Origin of the sequence: Pseudomonas germanica (assembly GCF_019614655.1) — a bacterium.
Classification (GTDB): Bacteria; Pseudomonadota; Gammaproteobacteria; order Pseudomonadales; family Pseudomonadaceae; genus Aquipseudomonas; species Aquipseudomonas neuropathica.
The window spans coordinates 2999824-3025799 of record NZ_CP071586.1 but is presented as its reverse complement, the minus strand read 5'-3'; the positions used below and the strand labels follow the sequence as shown (position 1 = coordinate 3025799).

The following is a 25976-nucleotide window of genomic DNA, read 5'->3' as shown; positions in this document are numbered from 1 at the left end:
AAATGATCGAACCCGGCATTTACAAAGACGTCATGAGCTCGTTCCCGTCCGGCGTCACGGTGGTGACTACCCTGGACCCTGCGGGCGGCATCGTCGGCATCACCGCCAGCGCCTTCAGTGCGCTGTCGATTGACCCGGCACTGGTGCTGTTCTGCCCCAACTATGCTTCCGACACCTACCCGGTGCTGCGTGACAGCAAGAAATTCGCGATCCATTTGCTGTCGGCTGACCAGACGGCTGAGGCCTATGCATTTGCCGGTAAAGGCAAGGACAAGGCCAAAGACATCGAATGGCATCTGAGCGAACTCGGTAACCCGATTCTGGCCAAGGCCACGGCGATCATCGAATGCGAGTTGTGGCGTGAATACGATGGCGGTGATCACGCGATTATTGTGGGCGCGGTGAAGAACCTGATCCTGCCCGAGCAACCGGTGACGCCGATGATCTACCACAAAGGCAAGCTCGGCCCGTTGCCGACCCTGGCCTGAAGCGACAATGCAAAACCCTGTGGGAGCTGGCTTGCCAGCGATGAGGGCTTAACATTCAACATTGATGTTGGCTGATAGTCCGCTATCGCTGGCAAGCCAGCTCCCACAGGGACTGAGGTGAGGCAAAGAATATGAATAACGAAAAGTACGAAAAAGGTCTGAAGATCCGCACTCAGGTGCTCGGCGAAGCCTACGTTCAGCGTTCAATCGACAACGCCGACGACTTCACCCGTCCGCTGCAGGAAATGGTCACCGAATACTGCTGGGGCCATGTCTGGGGGCGTGAGGGTTTGTCGCTCAAGGAGCGCAGCATGATCAACCTGGCGATGATCTCGGCGCTCAACCGTCCGCATGAACTCAAGCTGCATGTGCGCGGCGCCTTGCGTAACGGCCTGAGTCGTGAGCAAATACGCGAAATTCTGCTTCAGGTCGGCATTTATTGCGGCGTTCCGGCAGCCGTGGACAGTTTCCGGCTGGCCCGTGAAGCCTTTGCCGAAGCCGACGCCGAGGCCTCCAGTTAACCCCTCGGCTGTTTAGATGCCCGTCTGGCATGGACAGCCAACCGAATGAGCGGACCCCATGAAACGCCAGCCACTCGACGACAGCTTCAAGGTCAATCGCAACCCCGTTACCCTGCGCGAAATCGTGCTGGATAAACTGCGTAGCGCGATCATGAATTTCCAGCTCATGCCCGGCGATCGTCTGGTCGAGCGCGATCTGTGCGATCGCCTCGGTGTAAGCCGTACGTCGGTGCGTGAAGCCTTGCGTCACCTGGAATCCGAAGGTCTGGTCGAGTTCGCCGATGCCAAAGGCCCGCGCGTGGCGATCATCACCCTCACCGATGCGGTCGATATCTACGAGTTGCGCTGCGTACTTGAAGGACTGATCGTGCAGTTGTTCACCCTGCGCGCCAAAGCCAAGGACATCAAAGCCCTGGAAAAAGCCCTCGACGACAACCGCAAAGCGCTCAAGGACGGCGAGTTGCAACAGGTGATCGACTCAGTGCAAGGCTTCTACGACGTGCTGCTCGAAGGCTCGGGCAACCATGTGGCGGCGACTCAATTGCGCCAGTTGCAAGCGCGCATCAGCTACTTGCGCGCGACCTCGGTTTCCCAGGAAAACCGTCGCGGCGCGAGTAATCAGGAAATGGAAAAAATGGTCGAAGCGATCAAGAGCGGCGATCCGCTGGTGGCGCATCAGGCCTGTGTTGATCACGTTCGCGCTGCCGCTGCGGTAGCGCTCGACTATCTCAAGCGCAAGCAGGAAGAGACCGGCGCAACCCCGGCCATGACCCTGCCCATCGCGCTGAAAGAACCCCGTATAGGTCACTGATATGTTCAGCCCGAGCTATTGCCCGAAATGCGGTGGCCCTGACCTTGGTCAGCAGGTGCCGCCGGGCGATACGCACGAGCGCCTGATGTGCCGTGGCTGCGGCTACATCCACTACGTCAATCCGAAGATCATTGCCGGCTGCATCATCGAGCAGGACGGCAAATATCTGCTGTGCCAACGCGCGATCCCTCCGCGCCCGGGCACCTGGACGCTGCCCGCAGGTTTCATGGAAAGCGGCGAAACCACCGAGCAAGCGGCCATCCGCGAAGTCTGGGAAGAAAGCGGCGTGCGCGCGGAAGTCGTCTCGCCGTATTCGATTTTCAGCGTGCCGAAGATCAGCGAGGTGTACATCATCTTTCGCGCGATCGCGCTGGAGATCACCGGGCAGTACGGGCCGGAAACCCTCGATTACAAGTTCTTCGCGCCTGAAGACATTCCGTGGGAGCAGATCTATTACCCGGCGATCCGGCAGATTCTCGAGCGCTATATCGAAGAACGCCAGGCTGGGGTGTATGGGATCTACATGGGCAATGATGACAGCGGCAAGATCCACTTCATCCGCTGATCACCACCTATACCCCTGTGGGAGCGAGCCTGCTCGCGAATGCGGTCGTTCTGATCGTTCCCACGCTCCGCGTGGGAATGCCTCTTCGGACGCTCCGCGTTCGGCTTTGAAAGGGGGCTGCGTTCCCACGCGGAGCGTGGGAACGATCAATACCCTAGGCTTCAGAGTGGGGCGATGCCTTCGACGATGATGATTTCCGCCTTCGCCCATTCCTCGCGATAACTTTTCGCTTCCTGATACGCCGCCGAGTGGTAGCACGCCACGGCTTTTTCGTAGCTTTCGAATTCGATCACCACGCTGCGCTGTGGCGTCTCGCGTCCTTCCATCGCTTCGCTGCGCCCGCCCCTCGCCAGAAATTTCGCACCAAACTCAGCAAACGCCACCGGCGCGCGCTGGGTGTATTGGCTGTAATGATCGGCATCGGCTATATCCACATGAGCAATCCAGTACGCCTTCATAGTGACCTCATTGTTGATTTTGTATTATGGTATACCAATATATTTCCAACGAACCCTGAGAGTCCAGCATGGCCTTCAACAGCATCGAAGAAATCATCGAAGATTATCGTCTCGGCAAAATGGTCCTGCTGGTCGATGACGAAGATCGCGAGAACGAGGGCGACCTGCTGCTGGCCGCCGACCGTTGCACGCCCGAGGCGATCAGCTTCATGGCCCGTGAAGCGCGCGGGCTGATCTGCCTGACCCTGACTGACGAACATTGCCAGCGTTTGGGCCTGGAGCAAATGGTCCCGGCCAATGGCAGCGTGTTCAGCACCGCGTTTACCGTATCGATTGAAGCAGCGGTGGGCGTGACCACCGGCATCTCCGCAGCAGATCGCGCTTGCACCGTGGCCGCCGCCGTCGCGCCGAATGCCCGCGCTGAAGACCTGGTGCAGCCGGGCCATATCTTTCCGTTGCGCGCCAAGGAAGGTGGCGTGCTGACCCGCGCCGGCCACACCGAGGCCGGTTGCGACCTGGCACGTCTGGCCGGTTTTACGCCGGCCTCGGTGATCGTCGAGGTGATGAACGACGACGGCACCATGGCCCGTCGCCCGGATCTGGAAGTGTTTGCGCGCAAGCACGGGATCAAGATCGGTACCATCGCCGACCTGATCCACTATCGCCTGAGCACCGAACACACCATTGAACGCATCGGCGAACGGGAGCTGCCGACGGTGCATGGCACGTTTCGCTTGATCACCTTTGAGGATCGCATCGAGGGCGGCGTGCACATGGCGATGGTCATGGGCGATCTGCGCCGTGAAGAACCGACGCTGGTGCGCGTGCATGTGATCGATCCACTGCGTGATCTGGTCGGTGCCGAGTACAGCGGGCCAACGAACTGGACGCTGTGGGCGGCGTTGCAACGGGTGGCGGCTGAGGGGCACGGGGTTGTGGTGGTGTTGGCCAATCATGAGTCGTCGCAGGCGCTGCTGGAGCGGGTGCCGCAATTGACTCAGCCGCCACGGCAGTTCAGCCGTTCGCAATCGCGGATTTATTCGGAGGTCGGGACTGGGGCGCAGATTTTGCAGAATCTTGGGGTTGGCAAGCTGCGTCACCTGGGCCCTCCTCTGAAATACGCCGGGTTGACCGGGTATGACCTGGAAGTGGTCGAGAGTATTCCGTTTACCGAGTGAAGCGGCCCTCACCCCAGCCCTCCCGAAACGTCGGACCGCCCGTAGGGAGAGGGAGCTGACCGAGGTGTTTAGTCGCTATACGCCGACCTGAAATACCGTGTCGAACTCAGATTTTGAACAGCACAAAGATCGGCTCCCTTTCCAATGCCGAGTCGAGCGCGGTTTTGAACGACATGAAGATCTGCTCCCTTTCCCCCTCTCCCATTGGGAGAGGGCTGGGCGGGCGGCGTTCCGATGAGGGGCTGGATCTAAAATTTCTACACATCTCTCAAGTGAAAAACCATCAGCCTCCAGATAACTGGTAAGGCAAAGTGCTTGCACAAAGTTTGGAATACCATAATATGATATTCCATAGACCGGACATTCCAACGAAGGTCCATCTACTGCTCCCGACAGGCGGGCAACAACGCAAGCCCGCTCAAAAACACAACAATGAGGGCGTAAAAATGGTGTTGAACAAAGCTGCAACCGCGATCTTTTTCGCGGGACTGCTCAGCGTCACCGGTCAGGCTGCAATGGCTGCCGAGAGCGTGAACTTCGTCAGCTGGGGCGGAAGCACCCAGGATGCGCAGAAACAGGCCTGGGCCGATCCGTTCAGCAAGGCCAGCGGCATCACCGTCGTGCAGGACGGCCCGACCGACTACGGCAAACTCAAAGCCATGGTCGAGAGCGGCAACGTGCAGTGGGACGTGGTCGATGTCGAAGCCGACTTCGCCCTGCGTGCCGCCGCTGAAGGCCTGCTCGAACCCCTCGATTTCAAAGTCATCCAGCGCGACAAGATCGACCCGCGTTTCGTCAGCGATCACGGCGTCGGCTCGTTCTTCTTCTCCTTCGTCCTCGGCTACAACGAGGGCAAACTCGGCGCCAACAAGCCACAGGACTGGAGCGCCCTGTTCGACACCAAAACCTACCCGGGCAAACGCGCCCTGTACAAATGGCCAAGCCCTGGCGTACTCGAACTGGCGCTGCTGGCCGACGGCGTGCCTGCCGACAAGCTTTACCCGCTCGACCTCGATCGCGCCTTCAAGAAACTCGACACCATCAAGAAAGACATCGTCTGGTGGGGCGGCGGCGCGCAGTCGCAGCAACTGCTGGCGTCCGGTGAAGCGAGCATGGGCCAGTTCTGGAACGGTCGCATTCACGCCCTGCAAGAAGACGGCGCACCGGTCGGTGTGAGCTGGAAACAGAACCTGGTCATGGCCGACATTCTGGTCATTCCAAAAGGCTCGAAAAACAAGGACGCGGCGATGAAGTTTCTGGCCGCCGCCAGCAGCGCCAAGGGTCAGGCCGACTTCTCCAACCTGACTGCCTACGCCCCGGTCAACCTCGACAGTGTGGAGCGTCTGGATTCGACGCTGGCCCCCAACCTGCCGACTGCCTACGCTAAGGATCAGATCACTCTTGATTTCGCGTACTGGGCCAAAAACGGCCAGGCCATCGCGACACGGTGGAACGAATGGCTGGTCAAATGAAAATGGCGGCCACCGCGCCCCGTCCCTCCACTGCCACCGGGGGCGCCACCGGCGCTGCCGGTTCGGCCCACGGAACCCAGGCGGTTGCGATGCAGCAAGCCCCGTCCCTCAGACAACGCTGGCGCGGCGCCGGCAACCTCGCCCCAGCGCTGCTGTTCATCGGCCTGTTTTTCCTCGCGCCGTTGATTGGTCTGCTGTTGCGCGGCGTGCTTGAACCGACGCCAGGCCTTGGCAACTATGAACAACTGTTCGCCAACTCGGCTTACGCCCGAGTGCTGCTCAACACCTTCTCGGTGGCCGGGCTGGTGACGCTGTTCAGCTTGCTGCTGGGCTTTCCACTGGCCTGGGCGATCACCTTGGTGCCACGCGGCTGGGGGCGCTGGATCCTCAACATCGTGCTGCTGTCGATGTGGACCAGCCTGCTCGCCCGCACCTATTCGTGGCTGGTGCTGCTACAAGCGTCGGGCGTGATCAACAAGGCTCTGATGGCGATGGGCATCATTGATCAGCCGCTGGAAATGGTGCACAACCTCACCGGCGTAGTGATCGGCATGAGCTACATCATGATCCCGTTCATCGTGCTGCCGTTGCAGGCAACCATGCAGGCCATCGACCCGATGATTCTGCAGGCCGGCTCGATTTGCGGAGCCAGTCCGTGGACCAACTTCTTCCGGGTGTTCCTGCCGCTGTGTCGGCCGGGTCTGGCCTCCGGTGGCTTGATGGTGTTCGTCATGTCGCTCGGTTACTACGTCACCCCGGCACTGCTCGGCGGGGCGCAGAACATGATGCTGCCGGAGTTCATCATTCAGCAGGTGCAATCGTTCCTCAACTGGGGCCTGGCCAGTGCCGGCGCTGCGTTGCTGATCGCGATCACTTTGGTGCTGTTCTACTTCTACCTGAAGCTTCAGCCGGAATCCCCGGTTGGCGCCAGTAACGCGAGGTAAGCCGACATGCTCCTGACCCCCAATGCGATGAGCCGGCGCATGCGCTTCGGCCTCTACGCCACCACCGGGCTGATCGGTCTGTTCCTGCTGTTGCCGATCGTCTTCATCGTGCTGCTGTCGTTCGGTTCCTCGCAATGGCTGGTGTTTCCGCCACCGGGCTGGACGCTGAAATGGTACGGCCAGTTCTTCTCCAACCCCGACTGGATGAACGCCGCAGCGGCCAGCCTCAAGGTCGCCGTGCTGACCACGATCTGCGCCGTAGCCCTCGGTTTGCCGACCGCGTTTGCGCTGGTGCGCGGGCGTTTTCCCGGTCGGGAAATGCTCTACGGTCTGTTCACCCTGCCGATGATCGTGCCACTGGTGATCATCGCCGTGGCGGTGTACGCACTGTTCCTCAAGCTCGGTTACACCGGGACGATGTTCGCGTTCGTCGTCAGCCATGTGATCGTCGCGCTGCCGTTTACCATCATCTCGATCATCAACTCGCTGAAACTGTTCGATCAGTCGATTGAAGACGCGGCGGTGATTTGCGGTGCTTCACGCCTGCAAGCGGTGTTCAAAGTGACATTCCCGGCGATTCGTCCGGGCATGGTCGCCGGCGCCCTCTTCGCTTTCCTCGTTTCTTGGGACGAAGTGGTGCTCAGCGTGATGATGGCCAGCCCGACCCTGCAAACCCTTCCCGTGAAAATGTGGACCACCTTGCGCCAGGACCTGACGCCAGTGATCGCCGTCGCTTCGACGCTGCTGATCGGCTTGTCTGTTTTGGTCATGGTCATCGCCGCCGCGCTGCGCCGGCGTAACAACATCAGCGCCTGAGCGCCAGGAGTACGACATGAGTGCCGTGATCAAAGACGCTTCCCAGCAGAATGACAAACCCCTGGTCAGCCTGCGCAACCTGAAAAAGCACTACGGCGACTTTGCCGCCGTCGACAACATCTCGCTGGACATCAAGGACGGTGAGTTCCTGACCTTCCTCGGCTCCAGCGGCTCGGGCAAAAGCACCACGCTGTCGATGCTCGCCGGGTTTGAAACGCCGAGCAGCGGCGAGATCCTCGTCAACGGCCAGTCGCTGGTGAATGTGCCGCCGCACAAGCGTGATATCGGCATGGTGTTTCAGCGTTATTCGCTGTTCCCGCATTTGTCGGTGCGCGACAACATCGCGTTTCCTTTGGCGATTCGCAAACTGGCCGCCGCCGAGCGCGACAAGCGTGTCGATGCAATGCTGAAACTGGTGCAGTTGGAACAGTTCGCGCATCGCCGCCCTTCGCAACTGTCTGGCGGCCAGCAGCAACGTGTCGCCATTGCCCGGGCGCTAGTTTACGAACCACGCATCCTGCTGATGGATGAACCGCTCGGTGCGCTGGATAAAAAGCTGCGTGAAGATCTGCAGGACGAGTTGCGCCAACTGCATCGTCGCTTGGGCATTACCATTGTTTACGTGACCCACGACCAGGAAGAAGCCATGCGTTTGTCGCAGCGCATTGCGATTTTCAGTCATGGCAAGATTGTTGGATTGGGCAGCGGTTATGACCTTTATCAGAATCCGCCGAATGCGTTTGTGGCGTCGTTCCTGGGCAATTCGAACTTCCTCAAGCTTAAGGCGCAGGGCAATGCAGCGGCTTCGTTTGAAGGACAGTCATTGTCGATTCGCCTGACGGCGGGATTGCACACCGATCAGGATGTTTTGCTGATGGTGCGGCCGGAAAAGGCACTGGCGTTGAGCGTGGCGCAGGCGATAAGCGAACCGCTGCCGTCGGGGTGGAATGAGGTTTCAGCGAAGGTGGTGGAAGTGTTGTTTCTCGGTGAGAGCCAGACGTGCAGTGTGGTCAGCTCCGGCGGAACCTCAATGACGGTGAAAGCATTGTCAGCCGCCGGCATGCCGCTCAAGGCTGGCGACCCAGTGCAAGTACGCTGGGCCACCGCTGATGCCTGCGTCTACACCGAATGGACCGACAGCGACCTCAACAAAGCCGCCGGCTCCCACTGAAATCCCCTGTAGGAGCTGCATTCCGAATGTGGGAGCGAGCTTGCTCGCGAAGGGGCCGTGTCAGTCACCAGCAATGTTGAATGACACACCGCATTCGCGAGCAAGCTCGCTCCCACAGGGTCTGCCGTCATTTCAAGAATGTCCCCCTCAGGGCCACCCCGGCGTCGGGCTGCGGTGGCTCTTTTTTTGGTCTCAAGGCGCCACCGTCACATCGCCCTGTCCACTCTCGGCCAGCGCTGCAGCGACAAACCCCTCGGCCTTCTTGCGCTCGACAAACGCCCGCACATACGCCGCGCCTGCCTCTCGCCCACGGGGCACCGCCATGGCCTGGCGAATCGCCGTGAACGCGCCGTCCAGCACGCGGTAACGCGCGTCGGCATCCGCGACTTTCTGCAATGGCTGACGGACACCGGCGGCGGCATCCAGGTGTTGCTCGATAAACAGGTCAACGGCACCCGCCGAGGTTTCGGCACGCTCCAATTGTGCGTGCTGCAGCGTGCGACTGAGGAACAGGTCGTAGGCTGCGCCTTTGCCAACGGCCAGTCGCAATCCTGGCTGATCGAGATCCTCGACCTGGCGATACGCCGACTGCACCTCGACCAGATAAGTCCCCTCGATGATCACGTACGGCTCGCTGAACGCAATCTGCGCCTCACGTACCGGCTCGATGGCGAGGAATGCCAGATTCCACACGCCCTCCTCCAGCGCCGCAAAAACCTTGCCCGCCGCATCAAAGGTGCGCATCTCCAATTCGACACCCAGCTCGGCAGCCAGCGCGATCGCCAAAGCCACCGAAACACCTTGCGGCGCACCATCTGCTCTGCGGTGCGCCAGCACCGGGTTACCGAAGTTGATGGCGGCATGCAGCACGCCGTCGGGCGCGAGATCGGCCATCACGGCCGGGGTGATTGCACTCATCGTGTTGCTCCCTGATTGGATAAGAAATCAGTGTGTGTCGTGACTGACAACTGTCGAGGACACAACACCCAGCGGGTAAGCCTTATGTCGGTGCCTGACAGGCACTCAAATGTTCCAGCGCCCGACGCGTCACCGCATCAATGTAAGCCGCGTCACCATAGACCCGCGCCAGCAGAATCGCCCCCTCGTAATCCGCCACCCATTGTCGAGCGGTCAGCAAGGCTTGTCCCTCATCGACCTGACCTTCCAGCAAATGCGCAAACGCCTTGGCCCATGCATCGAAAAAGCCGCGAATCGGCTCCAGCAATTCACTTTTACCGTACGCCGCATCGACCGCCACCACGCCCATCAGGCAACCAATCGAGTCATCCTGAAACAGCCGCGCAGCCTTGCGGCCCATTTTGCTCAGGCGTTCTTGTGGAGTGAGTTTTTCGTCGAAGGCCACGGCAAACAAGGTCTGGTTGATGACCTGATGCGTCCAGTCGAGCACGTCACGCAGCAAGGCCTCCTTGTTCGGATAGTGGTGATAGAACGAAGCCTTGGTAAAGCCGCAAGCGGACGCGAGTACGTCCATGGTGGTGCCATGGTAGCCAAGGCGTTTGAAGGTATTGGCGCATCGCAGGAGCAGCTCTTCACGGGGGATTTTCAACGGTCGCACGGGTATTTCCTGATCCGGATAACTGGCGGTGATTCTATGACATAAGCCTGCCCTTCTCAATTTGACGGTTACCAACTGTTCGTTTAGTTTCTATTTACCGAACAAATGGTCAGTAACTGGCCGCCGACAAAAAATCAGGGAGAGTAGAGATGAACGAAGCCAACAGTGGCCCCGGCCGAGTCACCCGCGAACAACGCGGTCAGTTGTTTTTGATCGGTCTGGATCGCGCCGGCAAACGCAACGCATTCGACAGTGCAATGCTGACGGACCTGGCATTGGCCATCGGCGAGTATGAGCGCAATGACGAACTGCGCTGCGCCGTGCTGTTCGCGCATGGCGAGCACTTCACTGCGGGTCTGGACTTGATGGAGCTGACGCCGAAACTGGTGTCAGGCGCCTTCAAGTATCCTGAAGAAGGCATCGACCCATGGGGCGTTTCCAAACCACGCAGGCGTAAACCGGTGGTGGTTGCCATTGAAGGCATTTGCTGGACGGCAGGCATCGAATTGATGCTCAACGCCGACATCAGCATTGCCGCCACCAATGCCCGTTTCGCTCATCTGGAAGTGTTACGCGGGATCTCACCCGCCGGCGGTTCCACCGTGCGCTTCACCCGTGCAGCGGGCTGGACCGCCGCCATGCGCTACATGCTCACCGGTGAAGAGTTCGATGCCACTGCCGCCCTGCACATGCGCCTGCTGACCGAAGTGGTCGCACCCGGCCAGACTCTGGCACGCGCCATCGAATACGCCGAACGCATTGCCAAGGCTGCGCCTCTGGCGATTCAGGCGACGCTGCAATCGGCGTTTCTGGCGCAGGATCAGGGAGACGATGCGGCACTGTCGAAGCTTGATGAACAACTGCTGGCCCTGATCAAAACCGAGGATGTCCGCGAAGGCGTCATGGCGATGATGCAAAAGCGCGAACCGCAGTTCAAAGGTCGCTGAAGGCTTGCTCAACTCACTCGGAACAATTTCATGAACACCATGGCCGCAGCCTTTGCCGAATCGATCCAGAGACAGGACATCACCCTCATTGCCCGCGATGGTTATCCGTTGTCAGCCAAGCGCTACAGCGCGGCGGGCGCGGTCAAAGGCAACCTGATCATGGCCGGCGCCACCGGGGTGCAACAGCGCTTTTATCGGCGTTTTGCCGAGCATGCAGCGCGCCAGGGCTTCAATGTCCTGACCCTCGATTACCGGGGCATCGGTGAATCGAAGCCGGCTTCCCTCAAAGGCTTTGAGATGTCTTATCTGGATTGGGCTTATCAGGATCTGGCGGCGGCAGTGGATCTGCTAAGCCAGGAAGCGTTGCCGTTGTATTGGGTCGGCCATTCGTTTGGTGGTCACGCGATTGGTCTGTTGCCCAATCACCACGCCCTGACGGCTTGCTACACCTTGGGCAGTGGTGCGGGATGGAGCGGCTGGATGTCCAGAGCCGAGGCCTGGAAAATCCGTCTGATGTGGACGTTTGTGCTGCCGGTGATTGTCGCCCGCAAAGGCTACATGGCCTGGAGCATGCTGGGCATGGGCGATGATTTGCCGCTGGGCGTTTACAACGACTGGAAACGCTGGTGCAAATTCCCCCACTACTACTTCGACGACCCCGAGATGAGCCATCTGCATGCGCTCTACGCCGAGGTCACAACGCCATGCGTTTTCGCCACGTCGGTCGATGATCCGTGGGCGCCGCCGCGTTCGCGCGATGCGTTTGTCAAAGCCATGGTGAATGCACCGTTGACATTGCTGGATCTGCAGCCGCCACTGGGCAGCAAACTGTACGGGCACATGGGTTACTTCCGCGAAAGCGCACAGCCGTTGTGGGATGAGGTGCTTGATTGGCTGCAAAGCGTCCCTGCACACACCACATAACCTGAGCTGCCGCAGGCTGCGATCTGTTGATCTTGCTGTTAAAAACAAGATCAACAGATCGCAGCCTCGTTTCACTCGACAGCTCCTACAGGAGTGCATTCCAACTATGGGAGCGAGCCTGCTCGCGAATGCGCTGTGTCATTCAATGTTGATGTTGACTGACACGGCCCCTTCGCGAGCAAGCTCGCTCCCACAGAGGGTTTATGGTGCTTAGGTGATCGGGGAGTAGCCTTCGATTTGATCGGGCCAGGCGGTGAGAATTTCAAACCCGGTCTCCGTCACCGCCACCATATGCTCCCACTGCGCCGACAACGAGCCATCCCTGGTCAGCACGGTCCAGCCATCCGGCATGTTTTTCACATGACGCTTGCCAGCATTGAGCATCGGCTCCACGGTAAAAATCATCCCCGCCTTGAGCTTCATCCCTTGATCGGGAAAGCCGTAATGCAGAATCTGCGGCTCATCGTGATAGACCTTGCCGATACCATGCCCGCAGTACTCGCGCACGACGCTGAAGCCTTCCTTCTCCGCCAGGCTCTGGATCGCATGGCCGATATCGCCCAATGTCGCGCCCGGTTTCACCACACGAATACCCGCGCACATCGCCTCGTAAGTGGTCTTGATCAGGTGCTGCGCTTCAGGCGTCGCCTCACCGACCACGTACATGCGACTGGTGTCGCCGAACCAACCGTCCTTGATCACCGCGATGTCGAGGTTGACGATGTCACCATCCTTCAACGGCGTGCCCGACGGGATGCCATGGCACACCACATCGTTGACCGAGGCGCAGACGGTTTTCGGAAAGCCGTGATAACCGACGTTGGCCGGCACGGCTTTCTGTACGTTGACGATGTAGTCGTTGCACAGTTGATCGAGCTGATCAGTGGTGACGCCCGCCTTGACGTGCGGCACCAGCATCGCCAGCACTTCAGCGGCGAGTTTGCCGGCAGCGCGCGATTGCGCAATGTCGGCCGGGGTGTTGATCTTGATCTGGTTTCTCATGCGCTGACGGCTTCCTGAGTCAGTTGATGCAGATCCAGCCCGCCGTTCTGTTCGGCGCGGATCAGCAAGCGGCAAATGGCGCTGTGGTCGAGGTTGGGGTGCAGTTCGGCGAGCATGCCGATGCGCATCCAGTGCTCGGCTTGCGCGTTGATCGAGCGGCTGAGGGCGTTGCTGGAGATCCGCAGGTTCTCGTGCATGTCCTCTGAAATCTTTACGATGCCCATATATGAATCCGATACGATGTGTATATGGATCGTATATTAGCCAAGCCTCACGCGAAATTGCAAATCAACCCAGCGCCGCGTCGAAAAACGATGAGATGAGCCGACTGGAACGCCGCTCCGCCAAGCAGTACAAATAAGTCTCGGTAAACAGTTCTTCGCCCTCGATTCTGATCGTGCGGATGTTCGGGTCGGCAATGAACTCCGCTTCTGACACCACCCCCAACCCCAGCCCACGCACCACCGCCTCACGTAGCGCCTCGCGACTGCCGATTTCCATGGCGATACGCGGTTTGACCTGCGCCGCATTCAGCGCCTGTTCCAGCACCAGTCGTGTGGTCGAGCCTGGCTCGCGTTGCAGCAGCCGCTGCCCTTCCAGTTCCTCCAGCCGCACGCTGCGACGATTGGCCAGCGGATGTTCATGGTGCGCGAACAAAATGATCGCGTGCCGCGCATAACGCACCGAACACAACGCCGGATCATCCTGACGCCCCGCCAGCACGGCGATGTCGGTCACATAGTTTTCCAGATCCGACAGCACCTGTGCCGAGTTACCCACGCGGATCGACACGTCGATGTTCGGGTGTTGTTGCAGGTAGCTGTCGACCATCTCGATCACATGAAACGGCCCCACCGCACCAACCTTGAGCTGGCCGCTGTCGAGCCGTCCAGAGTCGCGCAGCAGGTTGTGCGCTTCCAGTTCCAGCAAGGCAATCCGTTGCGCGATCGGCAGCAACTGCCGCCCGACATCGGAAAGCTCGATCCGCCGCCCGCGCCGATGGAACAGCTCAACATTGTGCTGGCGTTCCAAGGCTTGTACTTGCGTGGTCAGTGTTGGTTGGCTGAGCCCTGTCGCCCGCGCACCGGCACTGAAACTGCCGTGACGGGCAACGGCGAGAAAGGCCCGCAATTTCGCGCTGGACATCCATAGACTCCATCAATAGTTAGCTGCTGTTTCCCATATTGAATTGATTGAATGACTGTCACGTGACAGACCTAGCCTGTGGCAACTCCCAACCACACCGTGGAATGCCATGAAAACAATCAAACAGTTTCTGCGTGTCGCCAGCCTCACCGTTATTGCCTTGGGCGCCAGCCAGGTCTGGGCCAAGGACAAACTGACCATTGGCCTGATCCCCTCCGAAGATTCCCAAGCGATGATCGAATCGAGCAAGCAAGTGCTCGACGATCTGCAAGCCAAGATCGGCATGCCGGTGGTGCCCTTCGTGGCCACCGACTACAACGGCATCATCGAAGCGCTGCGTTCGGGCAAGCTCGACGTCGCCTACCTCGGGCCGTTCTCGTATGTACTGGCGACCTCGGTGGCAGATGTTGAAGCGTTCTCCGTAGCCGTAACCAAGAAGACCGGCCAGAGCGCTTACAAGAGCGTGATGCTGGCGCGCAAGGACAGCGGCATTCACTCTCTGGCTGACCTCAAGGGCCATACGTTCGCGTTCGTCGACCCAAGCTCGGCGTCCGGCCATTTGTTCCCAAAGGCAGGACTGGAACAGGCAGGGTTTGTCCCGGACACGCTGTTCAAACGGGTGATTTTCTCCGGCTCCCACGACGCCAGTATCCTCGCGGTGGAGAACAAGAAAGTCGACGCTGCAGCCGTGGCTGACCGCATCTTCGCCAGTGCCGTGGCCAAAGGTGTGGTGAAGCAGGATGACTTCGAAATCGTCTGGAGTTCCAGGCCGATTCCCGAATCACCGATGGTCTGGCGCAAGGCGCTCGACCCGGAATTGAAGAAGAAGATCGCCGACGCGCTGGCTTCGATCAAGGACGTGCCGTGGGGTGATCAGGGCGTGCTCAATGGTTTCCAGCCGACCACCGACGCCTCTTACGATGTGGTGCGCGAAACCGCCAAGGTGCTCGATCTCGATTTGCGGAGCATGAAATGATCAGCATCCGCCAACTGACCAAACACTACGGCAGCAACCCGGTGTTGCGTGGCATCAACCTGGAGGTCGCGGCCGGCGAGTTCGTCGTGGTGCTCGGTCAGTCCGGCGCTGGTAAATCGACCTTGCTGCGTTGTATCAATCGCTTGGCGCAGGCCGACAGCGGCACGCTGAACGTGGCCGGCATCGACGCCCTCGCCTGCCCTGACACCAGCGTTCTGCGCCGTGAAGTGGCGATGATTTTTCAGCACCACAACGTCGTGCCGCGCCTGAGTGTGCTGAAGAACGTGCTGACCGGTCGCCTCGGTTCCGTCGGTACCCTCGCCTCGATTCTGCAACTGTTCCGCCGTGACGATGTGGCGCTGGCCATGCAATGTCTGGAGCGCGTCGAACTGGCGCACAAGGCTGGCGAGCGCACCGATTCGTTGTCTGGCGGACAAAAACAGCGCGTCGGCATCGCCCGCGCCTTGGCGCAACGACCGCAGGTGATTCTGGCCGATGAACCGATTGCCAGTCTCGACCCGAAAACCGCTCGCCTGGTGTTGCAGTACTTGCGCGATGCCACCCGCGAACTGGGCATCACTGTGCTGTGCAATCTGCATCAGGTCGAATACGCCCGTGAGTTTGGCGACCGCGTGGTCGGCTTGGCCAATGGCAGCCTGGTGTTCGATGGCAAAGCCTTGAGCATGACCGACGCCGATCTGGCGCGAATCTATCCGGGGCAATCGGCGCAATCCCCTGCTGACGTGCCCACGCCCACCCTGTCCTACTGCACTGCATCGAGGGCCTGAGCATGCAATCGCAAAACTATCAGTGGGTCGGCGACCGGCCCCGTGGCCCGCGCAGTTGGCTGACCACCGGCGCCGTCGTCCTGATCCTGCTGTGGACGCTGAACTGGAGCGCACAAGGCGCGCAGCTCAGCCTCGGTGAACTGGCGGCGGGGTTGCCACAGATCGGTGATTTCCTTTCGCGCACCTTCCCACCGGATCTGAGCATTCTTCCGCGTCTGCTCGCGCCAGCGGTGGAAACCTTGCAGATCGCCATTTGGGGCACCCTGCTCGGCGTGTTGCTGGCGATTCCACTGTCGTTTCTCGCGGCACGCAATTTGAGCCGCAACCGCTGGGTATTTCACGCCACGCGTCAGGCACTGAATTTCACCCGCAGCATCAATGAACTGATCCTCGCGCTGATCTTCGTCTCGGCGGTTGGACTTGGCCCGTTCCCCGGCGTATTGGCGCTGGCGTTGCATGGCCTGGGCATGCTTGGCAAGTTCTTCGCCGAGAGCATCGAAGAGATCGACCAAGGCCCGATTGAAGCGCTGCAAGCGACCGGTGCGCGACCACTGCAGGTGATCGTGTTTGGTGTGCTGCCGCAGGTCATCACCGCATGGATTGCGGTGATTCTGTACCGCTTCGAAGTCAACCTGCGCTCGGCCACGGTGCTGGGCATGGTCGGTGCTGGTGGCTTGGGTTTCGAACTGGTGAGCAGTCTCAAATTGTTCAAATACCAGGAAACTGCGACCTGCATCATCGTCATCACCTTCATGGTGATCGTCGCCGATGCCGTTTCCGGCCGGTTGCGTGCCGCCATCCAGAGCGGTTCGGCGCACTAGCGTAAAGCTGTTATCGGCTGAGCCGATTCAAACCTGCGAATTATCGATTTGAGCCGTTGTCGACGGGCGCTGAGTATGGCGCCACACGACAACAACAAGAAGGATTCACCATGACTGCCCGCTACCAGAACCCCGTCGATACCCGTTTCGGCTGGGGCAGCCTGCAAGACCTCGCCGCCCTCACCGAACAGCAGACCGTGGCCCTCGTTACCTTTCCCGAAGCGCGAGGGCTGGGGCTGGTCGATCGCCTGCAAGCCTTGCTCGGTGAGCGTCTGGTCTATGTGTTCGAAGACGTTCAGCCCAACCCGGATGTCGCCCATCTGCGCAGCACTTACGCGCATTTCTGGCAGCATGCAGGGGCTTGCGACGTGGTGCTCGCGGTGGGTGGCGGCAGCGCCATCGATACTGCCAAAGCGTTGATCGTCGGCACCGAATCCGGCCATTTCGATGAACTGTTGAGCCTGCTGTCGAGCGGCAAGCCCTTCACGCCAGCCCGGTGCAAACAACTGATCGCCGCACCGACCACCGCCGGCACCGGCAGCGAAGTCACCCCGTGGGCGACGATCTGGGACAGCGCCAGCCAAAAGAAATATTCGCTGCACCTGGACTGCACCTGGCCAAGGGTGGCGATCATCGACCCGCAACTGATGCTCACCGTACCGGCCGGCGTCACCGTTTCCACCGGGCTCGATGCCCTGTCCCATGCGCTGGAAGCGATCTGGAACGTCAACGCCAACCCGGTCTCAGACACCTTTGCCATTTCCGCGATTGAAGACATTCTCGAATGCCTGCCGCGTTTGCACAAAGATCTGTCGAGCCAAGAGTTGCGCACGCGCATGGCCCTCGCCGCACTCAAGGCCGGGCTGGCATTTTCCAACACCAAAACCGCGCTGGCGCATTCGATTTCCTATGAGATGACGTTGCGCCACGGTTTGCCCCACGGCATCGCCTGCTCCTTCACCTTACCGCTGGTTTTGGGTTTGGCCTGGGGCCACGACGCCACGCGCGACCGTACCTTGCAACGGGTATTTGGCGCGGACCTGGGCAAAGCCCAACAGCAACTGCGCGAGTTCCTGCACAGCCTCGGGGTGAAGACCGAGTTTGCCGATTACGGCGTCTCGGCCAAGGACGCCGAAGCCATCATCCAGCTCGCGATGCAGGGTGCGCGCGGCAAGAACTTCATCGGTTCACAAGCCGCCTGACGCCTGATAACACCCGAGTCACCCAAGCACCGCCAGCGGCATGCAGCCGCGGTGATTTCCTGTCGCACCAAAAAAGAGTGCACCCCGCCGACGACACCCGGCGGGAACCGACAACAATAAGGAAAAGATCATGAATCGTGCCGAAACAATGCCTGGTCTCGCCGTCCGTTCCGCCTCGTTCCGGGTCGCCCAGTGGCGCATGCTGCTGGCGGCGATGTTCTGTTACCTGTTTTTCTACACCGGTCGGCAGACCTTCGGTTTTGCCATTCCGGGGATTCAGGCCGAGTTCGGCTTGAGCAAAGAAACCCTCGGCTGGGCCTCTGCGGCGATGCTCTGGGCCTACGCGATTGGCCAGGCGATCAACGGCAACCTCGCCGACAAATTCGGTGGCCGGCGCATCATGACCCTCGGTGCGGTGCTGTCCTGCGCGGCGAACTGGGCAACCAGTTTTGCCAGTGGTTTCACCAGCCTGATTCTGCCGTGGGGCGTCAACGGCTACTTTCAGGCCTTGGGCTGGGCGCCGGGCGGTCGGCTGATTGCCAATTGGTGGGCGGCGGGTGAGCGCGGCAAGGTTTACGGTTTCTACACTTTCGCCGCCGGCTGCGCGTCGATTCTGTCGTACGTCACCTCTATCGTCGTGCTCGAAGTGCTGCAACTGGAATGGCGCTGGATCTTCCGTTTGCCAGTGCTGCTGATGCTCGCCGGCGGGATCATTTTTTATCTGGTTGCCCGCGAACGCCCGCAGGATCTGGGCTTCGAGCCGGTGGGTGATACCGGCGTGGCCAACGCTGACGACAAACATCAGGAAGCGGCACAGGGCGAAGTCGAATCCTCGGCACATCGCTACAAAGCCGTGCTGAAGAACCCTCGCCTGCTCATCGCCGCGCTGTCACTGGGCTTTCAGAACGCGGCGCGCTACGGCTTGATCGTCTGGGTGCCGGTGCACTTTCTCGGCGCTGACTGGAAAAGTGGTGACGGCATGATCGATCCGAAATGGATCACCGTCGCCCTTCCCGTCGGCATGGCGGTCGGCGCATTGAGCAACGGCTGGGTATCGGACAAGTTGTTCGGCTCCAAGCGCTATCTGGCGATCATGCTTTATATGTTCCTCGGCGCCGCGACCAGCCTGTGGATGTGGAGCCTGCCCCCACACAGCGTCATCGGCCTGATCGCCCTGTTCCTTTGCGGCTTCTTCGTCTACGGCCCAGCCTCGAGTTTCTGGGCGCTGTGCCCGGATCTGGTCGGGGCCAAACGCGCCGGTACGGCGACCGGGATCATGAACTTTTCCTCGTACCTGTTCGCCGGATTGGCCGAGCCACTGATCGGGCGTCTGCTTGACACCACGGCAAATACGTCTCTGATCTTCATAGTGGTCACCAGCGCCTGCCTGTGCAGTGCGGCAGTGGCCTTGTTCATTCGACGCTGACGGGGCTTGCATGTACCAGTATCACAAGTGGTTGCGTTCATTTCATGCGGTGGCCAAGACCGGCAGCTTTACCCTTGCTGCCGAGTTTCTCAGCGTCGGTCAGCCGACCGTCAGCGAACAGGTCAACGCTCTGGAGAAGACCTTCTCGGTCGAGCTGTTCCATCGCCGTGGCCGCTACATCGAAATGAGCGCCGCCGGGCACAAGCTCTATGCGATCACTCAGGGCCTGTTCGGTCAGGAGGATGAAGCCGTGCAACTGTTGCAGAGCTTCAAGCAGCGCAAGACCGGCATGCTGCGCCTCGGCGCGGTGTCACCGCCAATTGCGATGAACCTGACCTATGAGCTGATGCAGCGCCACCCGGATATCGAACTGGAAACCTCGTTTTCCTCGGAAAAGGACACCCTGGCGCGGTTATTCAACTTCGATATCGACGTGGCGATTCTGGCCTTGTCGGAATTCGATGAGCGCTTCCACACGCGGCTGTATCACCGTTATCCGATCATCGCCGTGGTCCGCGATGACCATCCGTGGGCAAGTCAGGCGCAAGTTCACATCAGTGAAATCAGCGGCGAAAAATGGGTGATGCGCGAATCCAGTGCGCGCACCCGGCAACTGGTGGAAGAAAGCTGCAAGCGCCTCAATATCGATCTCAATTGCGTCATGCAACTCAACAGCCGCGAAGCCATCGTCCACGCGATCGTCAAGGGCATCGGCATCGGGTTTGTCTCGGCGGTCGAGTACGCCGAAACCCCGGGCACCAAGCCGATCACCTTTGTCGATCACCCGTTTTTCATCGAATACCACCTGTGCTGCCTCGGCATCCGCCGCAACCGACCGGTGATTGCCGAACTGTTTGATGCGAATCCACCGCTGACCTGATCAGCACTGACCCTTGAACCGCCTACCTCATTGCCGAGGGACGGCCCACGCTTACCTGAAAACGGAGATTGACCATGCAGTACCAACAACCGACTCACCTGCAAGCCGCGATCCTCGACTGGGCCGGCACCGTTGTCGATTTCGGCTCGTTTGCGCCGACGCAGATTTTTGTCGAGGCCTTTGCCGAGTTCGGCGTCGCGGTGTCGCTGGAGGAAGCGCGCGGGCCGATGGGCATGGGCAAGTGGGATCACATCCGCACGCTGTGCAACTTGCCACAGATTGCTGAACGCTATCGTGCAGCGTTTGATCGCTTGCCGAGTGATGACGATGTAACGGCAATCTACGAACGTTTCATGCCGTTGCAAATCGAGAAAATCGCCCTGCATTCGGCGCTGATTCCGGGCGCACTCGAAGCCATTGCGGCATTGCGCGACAAGGGTTTGAAAATCGGTTCGTGCTCGGGCTACCCGGCGGTGGTGATGGCCAAGGTCGTCGAACTGGCGCGGGAAAATGGCTACGTCGCCGACCATGTCGTCGCCACCGATGAAGTGCCCAATGGCCGGCCGTATCCGGCGCAGGCCTTGGCCAACGTGATTGCCCTGGGCATCGATGACGTGGCCGCCTGCGTCAAGGTCGACGACACCTGGCCGGGGATTCTCGAAGGGCGCGCAGCCGGCATGTGGACGGTGGCATTGACCTGTTCCGGCAACGCACTGGGCCTGACCTATGAGCAATACAAGGCGTTGCCGTCGGATCGACTGGCGGAAGAGCGTGCGCGAATCGGCAAGATGTTCGCCCCTTCGCGCCCGCACTACCTGATCGACACCATCGCCGAGCTGCCCGAAGTGATCGACGACATCAATGCGCGCCTGGCCCGGGGCGAAACTCCGCAGTCCTGCTAATTGATCGTCCGCACCCCGCGCTGATCGTTCCCACGCTCTGCGTGGGAATGCAGCCCGTGACGCTCCGCGTCACTGGACGCAGAGCGTCCCTAGAGGCATTCCCACGCAGAGCGTGGGAACGATCAACAGCCAGATCGCGGGCAAAAAAAAGCTGCCAAAAATGGCAGCAAAAACTTTAAGAACACGCGATGTATTGACCGCAGCATAGACGCCGGATAATGACAGTGTCATGACAGCCGAAAATTCATTCAACCGCCCCGCCCCCGTCATCAGGATGTCATCAAGATCACGGCAGAATCCTCGCAAACCGTCTTGAGCCTCGCGACGGATGCTCTGCAAGGATTCCCATGAAAGACGACGCCTCGCTGTTTGCCGCCATCGACCTGGGTTCGAACGCCTTTCGCCTGATGATCGGCCAGTCGGTGCGCAGCCGCAAAGGCTTGCAGATTCAGGAAGTGAAAACCCTGCGCGAGCCGGTGCGCCTTGCCGAAGGCTTTGACGGTGGTGCGCTGGATGCACTGGCACTGGATCGCGGCTGGCAGGCGTTGGCGCGGTTCGGCAAGAAGCTGCGTGGTTTCGAGGCCGGCCGTGTTCGTGCGGTGGCCACCAGCGCGGTGCGTGAAGCGGACAACGCGCAACTTTTTCTGGCCAGTGCCGAGCGGCATCTGGGCTTTCCCATCGACGTCATTTGCGGCCATGAAGAGGCGCGGCTGGTCTACGCCGGCGTAACTCACGCCTTGCCCAGCGCCGACGACCTGCGCCTGGTAGTCGACATCGGCGGCGGCTCCACCGAGCTGATCCTCGGCCAGGGCTCACAACCCTTGTTAACCGAAAGCATCGCCATCGGCAGCGGCACCTTGAGCACGCGATTCTTTCGCGGCGGCGATGTGTCCGCCGGCGCGCTACAGGAGGCTGAACGCTTCGCCATTCTGCAGTTTGAACATGTCGCCAAGCGCTATCGCGCGCAAGGCTGGCAGCAGACCATCGGCTCTTCCGGCACCGCGCGCATGCTCGCCAAAGTGCTCAAGACCAATCGCCTCAACGACTTCGGTCAGGACGGCATCACCTACGGCGGACTGCTGCGCCTGTCGCTGCTGTTGTTGAAGGTAAACAACGTGCAACAACTCAAGCTTGCCGGTCTGCAACCACACCGCCAGAGCATTCTGCCCGGCGGTCTGGTGTTAATGCTGGCGGCATTCAAAGTATTCGGTATCGCACAAATGCTGCCCTCCGAACCGGGCCTGCGTTTGGGCGTATTGCACGGTTTGATGAGCCAACACTAATCCTCGCCACGGCAGATTCGTCTCCCCTTCAGCGGCTCGATCGACTACCATGCCGCCGTCGGTTCCCGAACGGGACTAATAGGGAATCCGAGGTGCTTGCACAGCACTGATCGGAACTGCCCCCGCAACTGTAGGTGCCGAGCCTGCTCCACGACTGCCACTGGGTGAATCCCGGGAAGGCCGGAGCCAGGCGATGACGCATCAGTCAGGAGACCTGCCGGCACAGTAATTACTAACCGGCGGGGTGTCCGGGAAGGACATCGTGCCGTGCGCGTCTTCGTTGGCTGCCCGGCCTTGCGCTGTTTTCCTGACCGCGTTCGATGGTGTGTTTCCAGACCGTACTCTCCCGCTCCCCGTACGGTTCCCCTGGAGACTGCCCCATGCTGCTGCCCCGCGTTGCCACCCTCTTTACCGGCCTGAGCCTTGGCGCCCTGGCGCAGGCGGCACCGACTGTCTATCCACTGACGGTCGAGAACTGCGGCAGCACCCTGACCTTCCAGCACGCACCGACGCGCACCGTGACCATCGGCCAGGCCGGCACGGAAATGCTCTACGCCATGGGCCTGGGCGACAAAGTCGTCGGCACCTCGTTGTGGTTCAACAATGTGCTGGCCAAATACAAAGCGCAGGATGACAAGATCGAGCGTCTGGCTGACAACGAACCGAGTTTCGAATCGGTGATCGGCAAGCGTCCGGAACTGGTCGCCGTGGAACTGGAATGGATGGTCGGCCCGCAAGGCGCGGTGGGCACTCGCGAGCAGTTTCATGAACTGAAGATTCCGACCTATCTGCTGCCTTCCGATTGCGAAGCCAAGGACAACCTCGTCGGCGCCGATGGCACGCGACTGGCGCCGTTTCGCATCGAGACGATTTACAAAAGCGTGAGCCAACTGGCGCAGATCTTCGATGTTCAGGAGCGTGGCCAGCAGCTCAATGATCAACTCAAGGCCAGTCTCGCCAAATCGATTGCCACCGCCCAAGGCAAACAGCTCAAAGACGCCAGCGCGCTGGTGTGGTTCTCCAGCGCACAAATGGACATCGAGCCGTTCGTGGCCGGGCACAAAGGCGTTCCCGATTTCATGCTCAGCACCCTCGGCGTGCGCAACGTGGTGGCGTCCGATGAGGAGTGGCCAACCGTCGGTTGGGAAACCATCGCCAAGGCCAATCCGACCTTCCTGGTCATCGCGCGCATGGATCGTCGACGTTTCCCCGCCGACGACTATGAAAAGAAACTCGCCTTCCTGCGCAGTGATCCGGTGACGCGCAACATGGACGCGGTGAAGCACAACCGCATCATCATTCTTGATGCCATGGCCATGCAGGCCAGCCTGCGCATGTTCGAGGGCATTGAGCAATTGGCCACGGCCATCAACGGCTATGACCTGTCGCAATGAGTGCCAGCCTGATCCGCACGCTCCTGGCCCTGGCGACCCTGTTGATTGCAGTGGTCGCCGGCGTGGCCATCGGTGAAACCTCGATTGCACCGGACGTGGTGTTGCAAGTGCTAGCGAACAAATTGTGGGGCGCCGGGCATGTCCTCGACCCGATCGATGAAGGCATCGTCTGGAACTACCGCCTGACCCGGGCATTGGTCGCGGCGGCATGCGGTGCCGGCTTAGCGACCTGCGGAGTGATTTTGCAGTCGCTGCTGCGCAATCCGTTGGCCGATCCGTATCTGCTGGGCATTTCTGCCGGCGCCTCGACCGGGGCCGTGATGGTCGCGCTGCTTGGCGTAGGTGCCGGGATCATCTCACTCTCGGTCGGTGCCTTCGCCGGCGCGGTCACGGCGTTCGTGCTGGTGATTGTGCTGGCGCGGGTCAGCGGCTCCGCCAGCGGTACCGGGCAGATCATTCTCGCGGGGATCGCCGGTTCGCAGCTGTTCAATGCGCTGACGGCGTTTCTGATCACCCGCTCGGCAAGCTCCGAGCAGGCACGCGGGATCATGTTCTGGCTGCTGGGCAATCTCGGCGGCGTGCGCTGGCCGTCGGTGTGGCTGGCGGTGCCAGTGGCCGTGTTGGGGTTGGTTGTGTGCCTGTGGCATCGGCGGGCGCTGGATGCATTTACCTTTGGTGCGGATTCGGCGGCGTCGCTCGGCATTCCGGTGCGGCGTGTGCAGATTCTGCTGATCGGTTGTGCGGCGCTGGTGACGGCAGTGATGGTGTCGATTGTCGGTTCGATCGGTTTTGTCGGTCTGGTCATTCCTCATGCCGCGCGTCTGTTGCTGGGCACCGGTCATGCGCGGTTGCTGCCGGCCAGTGCGTTGGGTGGCGCGGTGTTTCTGATAGCCGCCGATGTGCTGTCGCGCACCCTGATCAAGGGCCAGGTGATTCCGGTCGGAGTGATTACCGCGCTGGTCGGCGCGCCGGTGTTCGCCTTGATTCTGGTCGGCCGCAGGTCGGCGCGATGAACAGTGTTTTGAGTTGTTCCGGCCTGAGCTTCAGGGTGCGCGGCGCCGAGTTGCTCAACGGTGTCAGCCTTGAGGTTCAGCGTGGCGAAACCCTGGGCATTGTCGGGCCGAATGGCGCGGGCAAATCCACTCTGTTGAAGTTACTGGCCGGGCTGCGTGAACCGAGCGCTGGCGAGGTGCTGCTCGATGGTCAACGCCTGGGCAAAATGGCCCGACGCAGCATTGCGCAAAAACTCGCGGTGGTTGAACAACAAGCCGACACAGATGACGGTATTCGCGTGTTCGACGCTGTCGCGCTGGGGCGCACGCCCTGGCTGTCGGCGCTGCAACCGTGGTCGGCGGCCGACGACGCCATTGTTCAGCAGGCGCTGACCGACGTCGACGCGATGCACCTGCGCACCCGTCTCTGGCGCAGCCTGTCCGGCGGTGAACGGCAGCGGGTGCACATCGCCCGGGCATTGGCGCAGCGCCCGCAGATTCTAATGTTGGACGAGCCGGCCAATCACCTCGACATTCAGCATCAACTGAGCATTCTCAACGTGGTGCAGGCGTTGCCGGTGACCACGCTGATCGCGTTGCATGATCTTAATCAGGCGTTGAAGTGTGATCGTCTGGCGGTGCTGGAACGCGGGCGGCTGGTGGCGTTGGGCAAGCCGCTGGAGGTGCTGACACCGCAGCGCTTACAGGAGACGTTCGGGGTCAGGGCGCATTACCTGACGGACCCGTTCGATGGGGCGCAGATTCTCAGATTTCACTCATGACGTTGTGCATGTGGGTTGTTTGCCAGACCGGGTCAGCGTCGACGTCGATAATCTTGAAGCCCTGCCGTTGCCAGAACGCGATGGCCCCCGGTAAAAACGGATGGGTGTGCAGGTAGATCAACTCGACGCCGTCAGCGAGTGCCAGATCCTTGAGTGATCGATACAGTGCGCCGGCCAGCCCGGATCGCCGCTGTGAAGGCACGACGAACAGGCGCACGATTTCCACCACATTGCGGTCGGGATAATCCAGGTTCGGGAATCGCCGGTCGTAAGGAAGATAGCCGATCGAGGCCACGATCTGCCCTTCGTGGCGAGCAATCAGAAAGCGCCCTGCCCCACGCAGATAAACCTCGGCAAAACGCGCCAGATCGTCGGGCATGCCCGTTGCGCTGAGCTTGGGGAAAAGCTCGGCACGGGCCTTTAGAACAAAATCCAGCACCTCGGGAATGTCTGCGTCAGACACGGTTTGGATAACGGGTTGATCACTCATGTAGCGGCAAACACCTGAACT

The 25976-nt window shown here is 60.4% G+C and carries 30 protein-coding genes and 1 riboswitch; of the genes, 22 read left to right on the top strand and 8 right to left on the bottom strand.

What is annotated here, in order from left to right; genetic code table 11:
* The first annotated feature begins 2 nt into the window (after positions 1-2).
* From J0G10_RS13600 to J0G10_RS13585, 4 genes are all read left to right on the top strand, one after another.
* Positions 3-488, top strand: a complete 486-nt coding sequence (locus tag J0G10_RS13600) for a flavin reductase family protein (protein ID WP_127652282.1) — start codon at positions 3-5, stop codon at positions 486-488.
* Positions 489-619: 131 nt separating this feature from the next.
* A complete protein-coding gene (locus J0G10_RS13595) occupies positions 620-1009 on the top strand; it encodes a carboxymuconolactone decarboxylase family protein (protein WP_095125671.1) in 390 nt (129 codons plus the stop codon).
* Between the two features lie 58 nt (positions 1010-1067).
* Positions 1068-1820: a GntR family transcriptional regulator gene (locus J0G10_RS13590; RefSeq protein WP_220558673.1), complete on the top strand. Its 753-nt coding sequence runs from the start codon at positions 1068-1070 to the stop codon at positions 1818-1820.
* 1 nt (position 1821) lies between these two features.
* A complete protein-coding gene (locus J0G10_RS13585; protein ID WP_220558672.1) occupies positions 1822-2385 on the top strand; it encodes an NUDIX hydrolase in 564 nt (187 codons plus the stop codon).
* Positions 2386-2546: 161 nt separating this feature from the next.
* Here the strand turns inward: J0G10_RS13585 and J0G10_RS13580 are convergent, their stop codons facing one another.
* Positions 2547-2843, bottom strand: a complete 297-nt coding sequence (locus J0G10_RS13580) for a DUF1330 domain-containing protein (RefSeq protein WP_095050095.1) — start codon at positions 2841-2843, stop codon at positions 2547-2549.
* A gap of 68 nt (positions 2844-2911) precedes the next feature.
* On the opposite strand from J0G10_RS13580, the gene ribBA reads away from it, so the two are divergent.
* The 5 genes from ribBA (at position 2912) to J0G10_RS13555 (ending at position 8424) form a co-directional block, all read left to right on the top strand.
* Entirely contained in the window at positions 2912-4021 is a 1110-nt protein-coding gene (gene ribBA, locus J0G10_RS13575) for a bifunctional 3,4-dihydroxy-2-butanone-4-phosphate synthase/GTP cyclohydrolase II (RefSeq protein ID WP_095050094.1), read from the top strand.
* Positions 4022-4467: 446 nt separating this feature from the next.
* Positions 4468-5493 carry an ABC transporter substrate-binding protein gene (locus tag J0G10_RS13570; RefSeq protein ID WP_095050093.1) on the top strand — a complete coding sequence of 342 codons (1026 nt, stop codon included), beginning with the start codon at positions 4468-4470 and terminating at the stop codon, positions 5491-5493.
* Positions 5490-6437: an ABC transporter permease gene (locus J0G10_RS13565; RefSeq protein WP_220558854.1), complete on the top strand. Its 948-nt coding sequence runs from the start codon at positions 5490-5492 to the stop codon at positions 6435-6437. Before J0G10_RS13570 ends, J0G10_RS13565 begins: the two co-directional genes overlap by 4 nt.
* 6 nt (positions 6438-6443) lie before the next feature.
* Positions 6444-7253 (top strand): ABC transporter permease, encoded by an 810-nt coding sequence (locus J0G10_RS13560; protein ID WP_150693614.1) that lies wholly within the window; start codon positions 6444-6446, stop codon positions 7251-7253.
* 16 nt (positions 7254-7269) lie between these two features.
* The gene (locus tag J0G10_RS13555; RefSeq protein ID WP_220558671.1) at positions 7270-8424 is read left to right on the top strand and encodes an ABC transporter ATP-binding protein; all 1155 of its coding nucleotides are present in this window, start codon (positions 7270-7272) and stop codon (positions 8422-8424) included.
* A gap of 192 nt (positions 8425-8616) precedes the next feature.
* Here the strand turns inward: J0G10_RS13555 and J0G10_RS13550 are convergent, their stop codons facing one another.
* Positions 8617-9342 carry a transporter substrate-binding domain-containing protein gene (locus J0G10_RS13550; RefSeq protein ID WP_220558670.1) on the bottom strand — a complete coding sequence of 242 codons (726 nt, stop codon included), beginning with the start codon at positions 9340-9342 and terminating at the stop codon, positions 8617-8619.
* An 82-nt stretch (positions 9343-9424) separates the two neighbouring features.
* Positions 9425-10000, bottom strand: a complete 576-nt coding sequence (locus J0G10_RS13545) for a TetR/AcrR family transcriptional regulator (protein WP_008088096.1) — start codon at positions 9998-10000, stop codon at positions 9425-9427.
* Positions 10001-10149: 149 nt separating this feature from the next.
* Here J0G10_RS13545 and J0G10_RS13540 point away from each other — a divergent pair, with 149 nt between their 5' ends.
* Positions 10150-10947 (top strand): crotonase/enoyl-CoA hydratase family protein, encoded by a 798-nt coding sequence (locus J0G10_RS13540; RefSeq protein WP_095111468.1) that lies wholly within the window; start codon positions 10150-10152, stop codon positions 10945-10947.
* A gap of 30 nt (positions 10948-10977) precedes the next feature.
* Positions 10978-11871 (top strand): alpha/beta hydrolase family protein, encoded by an 894-nt coding sequence (locus J0G10_RS13535; RefSeq protein ID WP_220558669.1) that lies wholly within the window; start codon positions 10978-10980, stop codon positions 11869-11871.
* 210 nt (positions 11872-12081) lie between these two features.
* On the opposite strand, the gene map is transcribed toward J0G10_RS13535, so the two are convergent.
* The 3 genes from map to J0G10_RS13520 form a co-directional block, all read right to left on the bottom strand.
* On the bottom strand, positions 12082-12873 hold the full coding sequence (gene map / locus J0G10_RS13530) for a type I methionyl aminopeptidase (RefSeq protein WP_220558668.1): 792 nt from the start codon (positions 12871-12873) through the stop codon (positions 12082-12084).
* Positions 12870-13097, bottom strand: a complete 228-nt coding sequence (locus J0G10_RS13525) for a ParD-like family protein (protein ID WP_003225727.1) — start codon at positions 13095-13097, stop codon at positions 12870-12872. The genes map and J0G10_RS13525 overlap by 4 nt, the downstream gene beginning before the upstream one ends.
* A gap of 64 nt (positions 13098-13161) precedes the next feature.
* Positions 13162-14019: a LysR substrate-binding domain-containing protein gene (locus tag J0G10_RS13520; protein ID WP_220558667.1), complete on the bottom strand. Its 858-nt coding sequence runs from the start codon at positions 14017-14019 to the stop codon at positions 13162-13164.
* A 109-nt stretch (positions 14020-14128) separates the two neighbouring features.
* Here J0G10_RS13520 and phnD point away from each other — a divergent pair, with 109 nt between their 5' ends.
* The 7 genes from phnD (at position 14129) to phnX (ending at position 21014) form a co-directional block, all read left to right on the top strand.
* Entirely contained in the window at positions 14129-14995 is an 867-nt protein-coding gene (gene phnD / locus J0G10_RS13515; RefSeq protein ID WP_220558666.1) for a phosphonate ABC transporter substrate-binding protein, read from the top strand.
* Entirely contained in the window at positions 14992-15783 is a 792-nt protein-coding gene (gene phnC, locus J0G10_RS13510; RefSeq protein WP_220558665.1) for a phosphonate ABC transporter ATP-binding protein, read from the top strand. The genes phnD and phnC overlap by 4 nt, the downstream gene beginning before the upstream one ends.
* A gap of 2 nt (positions 15784-15785) precedes the next feature.
* Entirely contained in the window at positions 15786-16604 is an 819-nt protein-coding gene (gene phnE, locus J0G10_RS13505; protein WP_095050087.1) for a phosphonate ABC transporter, permease protein PhnE, read from the top strand.
* Between the two features lie 110 nt (positions 16605-16714).
* A complete protein-coding gene (gene psrA / locus J0G10_RS13500) occupies positions 16715-17806 on the top strand; it encodes an iron-containing alcohol dehydrogenase PsrA (protein WP_220558664.1) in 1092 nt (363 codons plus the stop codon).
* Between the two features lie 130 nt (positions 17807-17936).
* Complete coding sequence (locus J0G10_RS13495) at positions 17937-19232, top strand: MFS transporter (RefSeq protein WP_220558663.1); 1296 nt, start codon at positions 17937-17939, stop codon at positions 19230-19232.
* A 10-nt stretch (positions 19233-19242) separates the two neighbouring features.
* Positions 19243-20112 (top strand): LysR substrate-binding domain-containing protein, encoded by an 870-nt coding sequence (locus J0G10_RS13490; RefSeq protein WP_095050084.1) that lies wholly within the window; start codon positions 19243-19245, stop codon positions 20110-20112.
* Positions 20113-20186: 74 nt separating this feature from the next.
* The gene (gene phnX, locus J0G10_RS13485) at positions 20187-21014 is read left to right on the top strand and encodes a phosphonoacetaldehyde hydrolase (RefSeq protein ID WP_095050083.1); all 828 of its coding nucleotides are present in this window, start codon (positions 20187-20189) and stop codon (positions 21012-21014) included.
* Between the two features lie 69 nt (positions 21015-21083).
* On the opposite strand, the gene J0G10_RS13480 is transcribed toward phnX, so the two are convergent.
* The gene (locus tag J0G10_RS13480; RefSeq protein WP_141231800.1) at positions 21084-21353 is read right to left on the bottom strand and encodes a hypothetical protein; all 270 of its coding nucleotides are present in this window, start codon (positions 21351-21353) and stop codon (positions 21084-21086) included.
* Positions 21354-21361: 8 nt separating this feature from the next.
* Here J0G10_RS13480 and J0G10_RS13475 point away from each other — a divergent pair, with 8 nt between their 5' ends.
* The 4 genes from J0G10_RS13475 (at position 21362) to J0G10_RS13460 (ending at position 25465) form a co-directional block, all read left to right on the top strand.
* Positions 21362-22297, top strand: a complete 936-nt coding sequence (locus J0G10_RS13475) for a Ppx/GppA family phosphatase (RefSeq protein WP_095050081.1) — start codon at positions 21362-21364, stop codon at positions 22295-22297.
* A gap of 42 nt (positions 22298-22339) precedes the next feature.
* Positions 22340-22533: riboswitch (cobalamin riboswitch) on the top strand.
* A 144-nt stretch (positions 22534-22677) separates the two neighbouring features.
* Positions 22678-23691: an ABC transporter substrate-binding protein gene (locus J0G10_RS13470; protein WP_095125678.1), complete on the top strand. Its 1014-nt coding sequence runs from the start codon at positions 22678-22680 to the stop codon at positions 23689-23691.
* Positions 23692-23699: 8 nt separating this feature from the next.
* Complete coding sequence (locus J0G10_RS13465) at positions 23700-24704, top strand: FecCD family ABC transporter permease (RefSeq protein ID WP_175559651.1); 1005 nt, start codon at positions 23700-23702, stop codon at positions 24702-24704.
* Positions 24701-25465: an ABC transporter ATP-binding protein gene (locus J0G10_RS13460; protein WP_220558662.1), complete on the top strand. Its 765-nt coding sequence runs from the start codon at positions 24701-24703 to the stop codon at positions 25463-25465. Before J0G10_RS13465 ends, J0G10_RS13460 begins: the two co-directional genes overlap by 4 nt.
* On the opposite strand, the gene J0G10_RS13455 is transcribed toward J0G10_RS13460, so the two are convergent.
* Positions 25449-25955, bottom strand: a complete 507-nt coding sequence (locus J0G10_RS13455; protein WP_177409278.1) for a GNAT family N-acetyltransferase — start codon at positions 25953-25955, stop codon at positions 25449-25451. The genes J0G10_RS13460 and J0G10_RS13455 overlap by 17 nt on opposite strands.
* Between the last annotated feature and the right edge of the window lie 21 nt (positions 25956-25976).